This window comes from Lysinibacillus sp. SGAir0095 (genome assembly GCF_005491425.1).
Taxonomy (GTDB): domain Bacteria; phylum Bacillota; class Bacilli; order Bacillales_A; family Planococcaceae; genus Ureibacillus.
In genome coordinates this window covers 3,162,099-3,174,601 of record NZ_CP028083.1, presented here as the reverse complement: position 1 = coordinate 3,174,601, position 12,503 = coordinate 3,162,099, and the positions used below count along the sequence as shown (strand labels likewise).

The 12,503-nt window shown below is 40.9% G+C and carries 11 protein-coding genes; all 11 read left to right on the top strand.

Annotation, left to right across the window (positions count from 1 at the left end; translation table 11 throughout):
* The first annotated feature begins 82 nt into the window (after window positions 1–82).
* The 11 genes from C1N55_RS15795 to C1N55_RS15745 all read left to right on the top strand — a co-directional run bounded on the left by C1N55_RS15795 (window position 83) and on the right by C1N55_RS15745 (window position 12,397).
* On the top strand, window positions 83–1,744 hold the full coding sequence (locus C1N55_RS15795; RefSeq protein ID WP_137729702.1) for a helix-turn-helix domain-containing protein: 1,662 nt from the start codon (window positions 83–85) through the stop codon (window positions 1,742–1,744).
* A gap of 82 nt (window positions 1,745–1,826) precedes the next feature.
* Window positions 1,827–3,278 (top strand): aldehyde dehydrogenase family protein, encoded by a 1,452-nt coding sequence (locus C1N55_RS15790; protein ID WP_137729701.1) that lies wholly within the window; start codon window positions 1,827–1,829, stop codon window positions 3,276–3,278.
* Between the two features lie 14 nt (window positions 3,279–3,292).
* Entirely contained in the window at window positions 3,293–4,189 is an 897-nt protein-coding gene (locus tag C1N55_RS15785; RefSeq protein ID WP_137729700.1) for an NAD(P)-dependent oxidoreductase, read from the top strand.
* Window positions 4,190–4,219: 30 nt separating this feature from the next.
* Window positions 4,220–5,413 carry a M20 family metallopeptidase gene (locus C1N55_RS15780; protein WP_137729699.1) on the top strand — a complete coding sequence of 398 codons (1,194 nt, stop codon included), beginning with the start codon at window positions 4,220–4,222 and terminating at the stop codon, window positions 5,411–5,413.
* 36 nt (window positions 5,414–5,449) lie between these two features.
* Complete coding sequence (locus tag C1N55_RS15775; protein ID WP_137729698.1) at window positions 5,450–6,340, top strand: DUF3100 domain-containing protein; 891 nt, start codon at window positions 5,450–5,452, stop codon at window positions 6,338–6,340.
* A 3-nt stretch (window positions 6,341–6,343) separates the two neighbouring features.
* A complete protein-coding gene (locus tag C1N55_RS15770; RefSeq protein WP_137729697.1) occupies window positions 6,344–6,799 on the top strand; it encodes a hypothetical protein in 456 nt (151 codons plus the stop codon).
* Window positions 6,800–7,215: 416 nt separating this feature from the next.
* Window positions 7,216–7,884, top strand: coding sequence for a Type 1 glutamine amidotransferase-like domain-containing protein (locus C1N55_RS15765; RefSeq protein ID WP_137729696.1), 669 nt, complete (start codon window positions 7,216–7,218; stop codon window positions 7,882–7,884).
* A gap of 503 nt (window positions 7,885–8,387) precedes the next feature.
* Window positions 8,388–9,464, top strand: a complete 1,077-nt coding sequence (locus C1N55_RS15760) for an iron-siderophore ABC transporter substrate-binding protein (protein WP_137729695.1) — start codon at window positions 8,388–8,390, stop codon at window positions 9,462–9,464.
* A 1-nt stretch (window position 9,465) separates the two neighbouring features.
* Entirely contained in the window at window positions 9,466–10,500 is a 1,035-nt protein-coding gene (locus tag C1N55_RS15755) for a FecCD family ABC transporter permease (RefSeq protein ID WP_137729694.1), read from the top strand.
* The gene (locus tag C1N55_RS15750; protein ID WP_137729693.1) at window positions 10,500–11,531 is read left to right on the top strand and encodes a FecCD family ABC transporter permease; all 1,032 of its coding nucleotides are present in this window, start codon (window positions 10,500–10,502) and stop codon (window positions 11,529–11,531) included. Before C1N55_RS15755 ends, C1N55_RS15750 begins: the two co-directional genes overlap by 1 nt.
* Complete coding sequence (locus tag C1N55_RS15745) at window positions 11,531–12,397, top strand: ABC transporter ATP-binding protein (protein WP_137729692.1); 867 nt, start codon at window positions 11,531–11,533, stop codon at window positions 12,395–12,397. Before C1N55_RS15750 ends, C1N55_RS15745 begins: the two co-directional genes overlap by 1 nt.
* The last annotated feature ends 106 nt before the right edge of the window (window positions 12,398–12,503 follow it).

The window sequence follows — 12,503 nt, the reverse complement described above, 5'->3', positions numbered from 1 at the left end:
AGAAAATTAAATATTTCTTATGTTAAACTAATCATAACTCTCTATTCTAAATGAAAATAGCCTAGTAGAAACCTATTAACGTATGATCGAGGTGATTCCCATGAATATCTGCCAAGAGAATGATTACTCTTTTCTCACACTCTCTAAAGCCAAAAAATTGCTAGAAATCAATAAGATGTTAACGCAGTCCTTGCAATTAGAAGAGGTATTAAAAAATTTAATTACTGCTGCCAGTGAGTTGGTTACCGTGACAGATACGTTTATGATCTATTTGTATGATGAATTCACGGGAAAGCTCCAATTGTCAGAGGCCATTGGGGTGGAGATTGAACCACTAAAAAAGTTGGTCCTTTCACCGGGCGAATCGATTACGGGGAAAGTGTTTTTAGAAAAAAAGGCCAAGTTGTTTAAATCGGAACAAGAGATCGATACTTATATGAGCAATATGTCCGAAAGAAACTATCAATATTATTTTGAGGGGGTCCTGCGGAAAAAAATCAAAAGCGCCTTTTGTGTGCCGATTATCTATCAGGATACTTGTCTTGGGGTGCTTATGGTGGATAACTTTAGTCAGGATGGCGTCTTTTCCCGTGCGGATTTAGAGGTCATTCAAATCATTGCCGATCAGAGTGCCATTGCGCTTGAACACTCTCGGGTTTATCATAATTTACTGCAAAAGAATGAAATGTTATCCAACACGATTTCCATTCATAAAAAGTTTTATCAATACATCATAGAGGGAGAAGGGATTGGTCGTATTCTTCAATTATTGGAAAGTTTGATAGGCTCTAAAGTCGTTCATCACGAAACGAATAGTTATCATCAGAATAGCAATGATTATCCCATTGTGCGTGGTCATGAAATTCTTGGGGTATTAGAGCTGGCGCGACCCTTTGAAACTTTTCCTGAATTTGAACAATTAATTATTGAACATGCTTGTTCTGCCATCGCACTTGAGTTGACGAAAGATAGTGCCTTGCTTGAACAAGAATTTCAATTACGACATGAAATCTTTAATCAGCTATTAAATGGTCTAACCAACTATGATCAAAAAAGGATCCTGCATTATTTACAGTGGAATGAAGTAAACGATCTTCAATGTATTATCATAGAGGGCTCGGTCAAAACATTATGGGATCAAAATAAATTAAAAGATAAACAGTGGCTGGTTCTTTCTATTGAAAATATGCTTAAAACTATTTGTGGGAATAGCTTTATTGTCACGAATACCTTTCAACTGATTGTCGTCCTTCCAGATATGAAAGAATATCAACTGCAACAAATCATTAATGGGATTGAGGCTGTTGCGGGTAAGAAGAAAGAAATTCTGGTTGGTATTGGAAGGAAAACAAGTATACCGCAATTTTCTATATCTTATAATGAAGCCATCCAGTCCATTCATTATGCAAAAGTGACAAAGGCATCCCGGATTGTTGAGTATGCCAAACTTGGTATGGAACGGCTTTTTCATGAGATTGAACCCCAAAGAAAAGAGATCTTCATTCAGGATAAGATTGGAAAGCTATTAAAAACAGACTACGTATTAGTCGAAACGTTACTATGTTTTATAAATAATAATAAAAACCATAAAGGTACTGCTAACGAGTTACATATTCACGGGAATACGCTGTATTATCGCCTAAAGAAAATTGAAGAGATTTTACAGATTGATTTGAATTGTGAAAAAGAGTGGGTGGATATCGTTATCGCTACTCAATTATATGTGGCAAGTCACAAAGAGTAATTACTATTTTTGTGACTTGCCACATTTATTTTTATAATTTTGAATATTAAAATTATTTAAAAAGTTGTGAGGTGATTGTTGAATGACCGAAACATATTTCAATTACATTGATGGTGAATGGGTTCAAGCAAGTTCAGGCGAGCTGTATACAAGCATTAATCCCGCAAACGCAGATCATATACTTGGTTATTTTCAAAAATCCGACCAGAGAGATGTTGAAGTAGCGGTAGAAGTGGCTGAGAAAGCTTTTAAAACATGGTCGAAGGTGGCAGTACCCGAGCGTGGAGAAGTATTGTTCAAACTCATTAACTTATTGGAAGAACAAAAGGAAGAACTCGCTACAATTATCACAAAAGAAGTAGGAAAAACATATAAAAATTCTTTGGGTGAAGTTCAGAAAACAATCGAAGCAATGAAACAATTTAGCGGTGAAGCAACACGTTTAACGGGTGAAACCATCCCGTCAAATGATCCAAATATTTTTGGCTATACAGTGAGAGAACCTTTAGGGGTTGTTGGTGTCATCGCTCCTTACAATTTTCCGCTCGGGATAGGAATCTGGAAAATAGCGCCGGCCATTGTGGCAGGAAATACAGTAGTTTTTAAACCGGCTAGTAATACGTCGCTCATCAGTATAAAAATTATAGAGCTGTTTGAAAAAGCAGGTGTACCCAAAGGTGTCATCAATATGGTAACAGGACCAGGTGGCGTAATAGGACAAGCAATTGGGAATCAGCCAAAGATTAAAGCTGTTTCATTTACCGGTTCAACAGAAGTAGGCTTGGCATTGGGAAGGGCTGTAACAAATCGTGGAGGGAAGATACAAGCAGAAATGGGAGGAAAGAATGCATCCATCATCCTTGAAGATGCTGATCTGGATGAAACAATTAAAAATGTTGTCATCAGCGGCTTTTTTGATAATGGACAACGCTGTACCGGAACAAGCAGATTGATTGTCCCAAGAGCGATTTCCAAAGAGGTGATTGCTAGATTAGTAGAGGCGGCGGAATCCTTAACCGTGGGAGATGGCTTTGATGAAAATGCCGATAATGGACCGATCATTGATGAAAATCAATTGAATTTGTATTTAGAGCATATCCACGATTCCATTCAAGATGGGGCTGTGCTCGAATGTGGTGGAAAACGATTGGTGGATAATGGCAAGGATAAAGGTTATTTCTTGGCACCGACTGTTTTTAGTCATGTGAACTCGGAAATGAGAATATTCCGGGAAGAAATTTTTGCACCAGTGATTGCGGTTATTGAAGTAGATTCCTATGAAGAAGCGCTGGAAGTAGCAAATGATAGTGAATTTGGCTTATCTTCTACCATCTATACGAAGGATTTAGCAAAGGCCATGCACTTTGTAAAACATATCGAAACGGGTGTGACACATGTGAATATCCCTTCCAACTATTTTGAAAATCAATATCCTTTTGGTGGGAAAAAAGCTTCGAGTCTAGGCCCACGTGAACAGGGCTCCACAGCATTAGAATTCTGGACTGAATATAAGACGGTTTACATTAAGGTATAGAAGGGGGGCTTTGTATGGCAACAGTCGGTGTCATTGGCTGCGGTTTAATGGGAAGTGGAATCGCTAAAAATCTATTGAAAAATAACTACGACGTCTTTGTCTATGACATTAATGAGGATGCCGTTAGAAATTTAGTCAATCATGGAGCAGTCGCTGCTTCAAAACCTGAAGAATTAGCGAGTCAGGTTGATTATCTCATTTTATCGTTAACATCCCCTGAGCTAGTTAAAGAGATTGTCTTAAATGAGGATAGGGGAGTTCTTTACCGAATGAACCAAGGTAAATTCATTCTCGACATGAGCACAAATGATGTGAATCTCACAAGGCAGATACATGAAATGGCTCAAGCCAGGGGAGTTGAATTTTACGATTGTCCTTTAAGTGGCGGGCCAGATGGTGCGAATAATGGAACGCTTACCATCATGATTGGCGGAAATGAGGAGAAACTGGACGAAATCCTCCCCGTACTGAAAGCAATAGGAAAGCACATTGAATATTTAGGTGAAAGTGGCGCTGGCCAAACGGTAAAGCTTTGTCACAACATGGTGGTTGCGGGCGTTATCTCCCTAGTGAGTGAAGCATTTTTAACAGGCGAAAAAGCAGGAGTTTCGAAAGAAAAGCTTGCCTCGATCCTGCAAAAAGGTAGTGGACAAACCCGAGCTATGGATGTTTTCGGTGTCAATATCCTGGATCAGTCATTTGGAAATGTGAAATTTTCGTTAGCCAATATGACTAAAGATATTCACCTATATCGAAATCTTGCGGAGGATCATCAAGTTTCTACTTTAGTCAGTGAGATGACGCATCAGCTTTTTACTTTAGGCAGAAACAAAGGAAAAGGGAATTTGGATTCATCTGCCGTCTATGAAGTATTAGCAGAAATGATGGAGAAATCATTAATTCATGAATAAATCTAGTTCAGATAAAAGGAGGATAATAGTATGCAAAAATTGTTTGATCGTTTAGATGAGGTTTATGAGGAGATTGTGGAAATACGCCGTCACCTGCACCAGTATCCGGAATTGTCATTTAAAGAGGCGAAAACAGCAGAATATATTGCTGATTTTCATAAAAAATTAGGGCATGAAACGCGAACGGGTGTTGGTGGGAATGGTGTGCTTGCTTATTTAAAGGGGGATCAGCCAGGCCCTACAGTCGCAATACGTGCCGATTTTGATGCGCTGCCGATTGTTGAACAAACGGACGTCCCTTATAAGTCTAAAAAGGAAGGTGTCATGCATGCATGTGGTCATGACGGACATACGGCCACTCTTTTAGGCTTGGCAAAGGTATTAAATAAAATGAAGGCAGAGCTATCCGGAACGGTTGTATTTCTTCATCAGCATGCAGAAGAATTACCTCCTGGCGGTGCCATTTCGATGATTGAAGATGGCTGTCTAGATGGTGTCGATGTGATTTTTGGTACACACTTACAGGCACAAGCGCCATTAGGTGAAATCGGTTATCGTACGGGTGCTCTTCAAGCAGCACCGGATATGTTTACGATTCGCATACAAGGGCGTGGGGGGCATGGTGCCTATCCACAGCAAACGATCGATAGCATTGCGGTCGGTAGTCAACTGATCAATAGTTTAAACCAAATTGTCAGTCGCAAAATCGATCCATTAGATGCCGCCGTGTTATCCGTTACCTCCTTTGTAGCGGCAAATCCATACAATGTGATTGCCGACCATGCCGAGATGCTTGGAACGGTTAGGACTTTTAAAGAAGAGACGCGTGCATTTATGGAAGAAGAGATGGAGAGAGTCGTTAAAGGCGTATGTGAAACAGCTGGAGCAGGTTATGAATTCAACTATACGCGCGGTTATCCAACACTTGTTAACCATAAAGAAGAGACGGAATTCGTTGCAGATATAGCGAAGAAAATCCCAGGAGTCACGGCTGTAAAAGAAACAGATCCAGTTATGGGCGGTGAAGATTACTCCTATTACTTACAAAAGGTAAAAGGAACTTTCTTCTTTACAGGTGCACGAAACCCTGAGTGGGAAGTTTCCTATCCACACCATCACCCGAAATTCGATATTGATGAGCGAGCACTATTAATCGCAGCCAAAATTCTTGGACAAGCAACTTTGGAATATATGCAAGTCCATGCAAAAGAGGTACAAGTATAGGAAGGATTCGAATTCTCATATAAAGGAGCCATGTCTATGGAGGGAAAAGCATTTGGTTTATGGAAGGATTGGCGTTTGCATCTTGTCGTACTAGCAATCGTGATTGTGACGGAATTGATTGGACAGCATAGTATATCCGTCGGTATGGGAATTATTTTATTGCTTCCGATGCTTTATGCAGTGATTATTGGTATTGCCATTTATTTTACTCCGGTTGTGACCAAAAAACAGTCGGAAAATGCTGAGACACTCGTTTATATTACACTCACTTTACTTATTGCAAAGTTTGGCGTTCAAGCAGGACCCGCTCTACCTCAATTAATATCAGCAGGGCCCGCTCTGATTCTCCAAGAACTTGGGAACTTGGGTACTATTTTACTAGCACTTCCTGTTGCTGTTTTTTTGGGATTGAAAAGAGAAAGTATTGGTATGACTCACTCCATTGGTCGAGAAGGGAATTTAGCCTTAATTACTGATAAATTTGGCCTTTCTTCTCCAGAAGGACGTGGCGTCATGTCCATGTATATATTCGGAACTGTATTTGGATCCATCTTTATCGGATTAGCTTCGGGTTTCTTAGCAACTACGCTCCCGCTTCATCCCTATTCATTTGCCATGGCGACTGGAGTTGGGAGTGGCAGTATGACAGCTGCTTCACTTGGACCACTAGTTGCTGCATTTCCCGATATGGCTGATACCATAACAGCTTTTTCCGGGGCCAGTAACTTATTAACATCTGTTACGGGGTTATATGCAAGTATCTTTATAGGGCTACCATTAACAGAAAAAATGTATAAAGTACTAACGAAACGAAGAGATAAAAAAAGTGCCAAAGCTGTAATGGCAACAAATCTTGATACAGAAGCAAACATTGAAGTGTTAACAGAGCAAGAAAATAATGATTCAAAATCTAAGGTGGTGAAATAATCTATGCTAAAAAATATTCAAGAATGGGTCATCTTATTTATCATTGTTTCTTTTATGGTGATTGTCGGAAACTGGGTTGGATATGAGGTCATGCCACTCGAAGCAATTCCAGGAATACTGACTTTGGCGGCCATAAGTTTGGTTGGATTAATCCTTCATAGACTGAATCCGTATAAAAAAATTCCGAGTATTGCCTATATTGGAATATTAGCATTTCTCATTACAATTCCAGGCGTGCCTGGATCTGAACAAATTGTCGAGTGGACAGCCAAAGTCAATCTATTAGCCATTGCCACGCCGATTTTGGCTTATGCGGGTATTTCAATCGGTCGTTCATGGACTGACTTTGCCAAATTGGGATGGAAAACGATTATAGTAGGGATGTTTGTAATATTAGGAACATTCCTCGGTTCAGCAGTAATAGCAGAGATTGTTTTACGTATGCAAGGTATTATTTAATCATTATTTTTTCATAGTTTTCAATAGATGCTATCTAGAAGATGGAACCAGTTGAAAAATCGGGATAACCGGTATTTTAACTGGTTTTTTGCTATCACTATACAGCATCTAGTGCCTTACCCAGTGGTATCAGACCAGTCCGAAGTCTAGATACAATTTGTAGAAAAGTGATAAGATAAGAAAATCTAAGCAATCATAAATTTGGATTTCTATATCGACATTTAGGTGGTACTTCTGACTATTTCAATGAAGGAAAGGAACCATGCCAATCTACGGGTTTTGGAAGTGATGAAGAAATCTTGCGAAGGAAGCTATCGAGTGGGATGCGTGTGCGAGATCCATTCATAAAGCTAGGGGTGCTGTCTTAGAAGTATAAAAAAACTTGACGGGACCACACAAAGACAAGGAGTGAAGTTATGAAATTCCTGCTCACATCTGCGGGCATCAATAACAAAAGTATACAGGACGCACTGGTTGACATGCTGGGCAAGCCGATCGCCGACTGCAACGCCCTGTGTATCCCCACTGCGATGTACGGACACCCTTGGGTTGGCCCCGGCGTCAAAGCCTGGGAGTTCATCAGTGGGAAATCCGAAAATCCCATGGTAGACCTCGGCTGGAAGTCCGTCGGCGTGCTGGAGCTCACCGCACTGCCAAGCATCGACGAAGACCGCTGGATACCACTGGTTCAGGAGACGGATGTACTGCTGGTGTCGGGTGGCGACGCCCTTTACCTGTGCCACTGGATGCGTCAATCCGGGCTGGCAGACCTCTTGCCGTCACTGAACTCAGTCTATGTGGGAATGAGTGCTGGGAGCATGGTGATGACACCTAACATCGGGGAATACTTCGTTGGCTGGACTCCAACAGGCGGTGGTGATGAAACACTGAAACTGGTTGATTTTTCAATCTTTCCACACCTAGATAACGAGATGCTGCCGGGAAACACCATGGCGGCAGCAGAGAGATGGGCAGCCGGGATGCAGGGACCTGCGTATGCGATTGACGATCAAACCGCAATCAAAGTGATTGACGGAGAGGTAGAAGTTGTCTCCGAAGGGCATTGGAAACGGTTTACACCTTGATCATCTAGGCTTTTGACAATTTTCCTTTTCTGTTCTGAAGAGAATAGGAGCACATTTAACTATTTGGAAACCTTCCATTCAACATGATTGGGAGGTTTTTTACGTTTAAATATAGAAAGGTTATTGCTAGATTGATTGTCTGATAGAATTGAATAGCTACTCTGTTCCATACTAAGGATATTTTTGCTAGGACCATGCACTTATCCCAAAATTTACTACAAGCAAAAAACCGTCGAGTCGAAATTGTGAGAAATCCAAAATAATCTCAAAAAGTTGAGAAGAATCAGAGTCACTAAGAGTTCATTTAATCCCTAAGGAAGCCAAGAAAACCGAAGCTGTTTGGCTTCCTTTTTTCATGCAGACAAAAGGAATCAGAAAAATCTTTTTTTCTAGAACTTTGGAATTAAAATAATATATTGACAACTCATTGCATAGGATATATAGTTTTGATAGTGATGATGATAATCATTCTCAACCAAATAACTTTAGGAGTGTAATAACAAATGAAGACAAAAAAACATTTTTCATTTTTAACATTATTATTAATCTCGATTCTTTCGCTTGCACTTGCGGCTTGTTCCGATAAGGAATCTAGCACAGAGGATAGTTCAGCAACTGAATCAGAAACAACAGATACAACAACAGATACAGAAGAAACAGCTACGGAATATCCAATCGTTATTAAGCATGCTCTAGGTGAAACGGTAATCGAAGAAAAACCTGAGCGTGTGGCGACAATTGCATGGTCAAACCATGACGTTGCCCTTGCCCTTGGTGTTGTGCCAGTAGGTTTCTCAGCTGCCAACTATGGTACGAAAGATAATGATACAGGGATGCTTCCTTGGACTGCAGAAAAATTAAAAGAACTTGGTGAAGAAAATCCAAACATTTACCAAGATACAGATGGTTTAGATTTTGAAGCCATTGCTGATTCAAATCCAGATGTGATCCTTGCTGCATACTCAGGCCTTACACAAGAAGAATATGATACGTTAAGTGAAATTGCTCCAGTTATCGCTTATCAAGAAACTCCATGGGTAACTTCATGGCGTGACCAAATTAAATTCAACTCAATGGCTATGGGTATGGAAGAAGAAGGTCAACAACTGATTGCTGATACAGAAAAATTAGTACAAGATAAGGCAAGTGAATATCCTGAACTTAAAGGGAAAAAAGCTGTATTCGGTATGTTCAATGCAACGGATTTATCTAAGTTCTACCTATATACAACAGGCGATCCACGTGGTGAATTCCTTGAGGAGTTAGGAATGACGTTCCCAGAGAGTGTTGAAAACCAAATTACAGATCCAAATAGCTTCTATATTGAGTTAAGTGCTGAAAATGCAGATGCGTTAAGCGATGTGGAAATCTTCGTAATTTACGGTGATGACAGTACATTACAAGCACTTCAAGCTGATCCGATTCTTGGAAACGTTCCGGCCATTAAAAATGGTTCTGTCGTACTAATTGAAGACAACACGCCACTTGCTGCAGCAGGTACACCAAGCTCATTATCAATTGAATATACAATCGATGAATACTTGAAATTAATCTCTGAAGCTGCTGCTAAAGTTAAATAAAATGAATAATGTATCCGTTTCTGAAAAAAAGGAGTTTCATCTTCCGCGTAATTTACTAAGGGTTCTTATACCCTTAGTACTATTACTTGGCGTGTGTATCATGGCTTCTCTTGCATTTGGTTCTCGGATGATTGGCTGGACAGATCTGATGGATGGTTTACTCCATCCAGATGTTCTGTCCCATGAAGCCAATGTTGTTCGACAAAGAATTGCTCGAACGATTTTTTGTTTAATGTGTGGGGCGGCATTAGGTGTTTCCGGCGCATTAATGCAATCTGTCACTCGAAATCCGATTGCCGATCCAAGTATCTTAGGGGTAAATACAGGAGCCTCTCTTTTTGTCGTTGTGGGAATTGCCTTTTTCAATATCAGCTCGGCCGGTCAATATATTTGGCTTGCAATCATAGGAGCGATCTTAACCTCCATCTTTGTATTTGGAATTGGTTCCATGGGGAGTGGCGGGGCTACACCTCTTAAACTTGTTTTGGCAGGGGCTGCCACTAGCGCGATTTTATCGTCCTTAGTAGTCGCAATCATGATTCCTCGTACGAACGTGATGGACCAGTTTCGATTTTGGCAGGTTGGTAGTGTTGGTTCAGGGAACTGGGATTCGATTACTACCTTTATTCCGTTTTTAGTTATCGGTTTACTTATAGCGATTTTTACTGGTCCGGCATTAAATGCACTCGCATTGGGAGATGAGGTAGCGACTGGGTTAGGTGTGCGTACTGGTACGATTCGTCTTTTTGCGGCCCTTGGTGGAGTCCTTTTATGTGGTGCTGCAACAGCCTTAGCAGGTCCAATTGGCTTTATCGGTTTACTTTCAACCCACGTTATCCGTTTACTAATCGGTCCGGATCTACGTTTTATTATTCCGATGTCTGCTCTTTCAGGAGCGATTATTTTAACCTTTTCTGATGTGCTTGGAAGACTTCTTGGCAGTCCTGGTGAACTTGAGGTTGGTATTGTGACAGCATTTGTTGGCGCACCAATCTTGATTTTAATTACAATGAAAGCGAAAATGCGTGCATTATGATGATGAATGAAACTATTAATTCGATTATGGGGTCTAGGCTAAAAAGGCAGCGTCGATTTATCATGATGACTTCTGTGCTGGCAGTGATTTCCTTGGCTCTTTGTGGTACCATGCTAATGTTGGGAAACACCATCTACCCGGTAGAAGATGTGTTCCGCGTTCTTATGGGTGAACAAGTAAAAGGCGCTTCCTTTGCAGTTGGTACCATCCGTCTGCCAAGAATGATTGCCGGTCTCTTTGCTGGTTTTGCCTTTGGTGTGGGCGGGTATATCTTCCAAACGATGCTAAGAAATCCACTAGCCAACCCAAATGTCATAGGGATTACAGCCGGTTCAAGTGCATCCGCTGTATTTTGTATCATTGTGTTACAGGCGGGCACGACCGTTGTTTCGATTGCGTCTGTCATCGGTGGACTTGCAACTGTCCTGGTGATTTATGGATTATCGAAAGGATCTTCTTTCTCAATAGGCAGATTAATCTTAATTGGTATTGGTATACAGGCGATGCTAACGGCTGTTATTAACTATTTACTATTAATTGGTCAAGAGCACGACCTTCCAGCTGCGATGAGATGGCTAAGTGGTAGTTTGAATGGGGCCAAGATGGAAAATCTTCTTCCACTTGTAGTTATTGTGTTACTATTGACGCCAGTCATCCTGTTATATGGGAAACGATTAGAAATGTTGGAGCTGGGAGAACAAGCGGCTACCTCACTTGGGGTGGATACGAATAAGACAAGAATCATCCTTATTATTAGCTCCGTGCTTATTCTTGCGTTAGCTACTGCGACAACTGGACCCATCGCATTTGTGGCATTCCTTGCTGGGCCAATCGCAAAAAAATTAGTTGGTGTTGGGTTTTCAAATATCATTCCAGCCGGTCTTATTGGGGTAATCTTAGTATTAGGGGCCGATCTTATCGGACAATTCGCATTTGTTGCTAGGTACCCTGTAGGAGTAATCACTGGTATTCTTGGTGCACCTTACTTGATTTACTTATTAATCCGAATCAATCGAAAGGGAGATTTATAATGAAGCCAACACACACGTTTCAAGCCGAAAGCATCACTGCTGGATACGACAAAAAAACGATTCTTCATGATGTGAGTATTGACATACCGAGTAACAAAATCAGCATTATCATTGGTGCGAATGGCTGCGGTAAATCGACGCTGCTAAAAACGATGGCGCGATTAATCAAACCGACTTCCGGGCAAATTAGTCTAGATGGAAAGCCGATTCATAAAATCCCGCCAAAACAATTAGCGCGAGTTTTAGGTCTTCTCCCACAATCACCAATCGTCCCTGAAGGAATAACAGTGGCAGATCTAGTTGGTAGAGGAAGATTTCCGCATCATACGCTTTTAAAAGGTTGGTCGAAGAAAGATTATGAAGCTGTTGCTGAAGCGATGGACATCATGAATATCACGGAATTTGCTGATCGACATATCGATGAGCTTTCTGGTGGACAAAGACAGCGTGTCTGGATTGCCATGGCTCTAGCTCAACAAACCGACATTCTATTTCTTGACGAGCCGACAACGTACTTAGACATTACGTATCAAGTGGAAATACTTGATTTACTGACTGACTTAAATCGCAAATATGGAACAACGATTGTCATGGTTCTTCATGATATCAACCTGTCCGCACGCTATGCAGACCATATTTTTGCACTACATAAAGGAAAGCTTGTAGCCGAAGGAGCACCTTCCGAAGTCATTACAAGCTCCTTGATCAAAGACATTTTCAATCTCAACTGTAGAGTCATTGAAGATCCGGTATCGGATTCTCCGTCTGTTGTACCAATTGGACGCCATCATAACAAAGCAGTAAGTGCTCCATTAGACAGCGTGATGGCAGGGAATTCCACTCCTGCAGTGTCCATAAATCACTAGATATCAAACAGTAAGACACCCCTTGTTAGCAAGGGGTTTTTTTCGTCATCAGACACAAATATGAATTCAGAGTATCAGTTCAGAACAAGAAGATTGAATTAGGAGA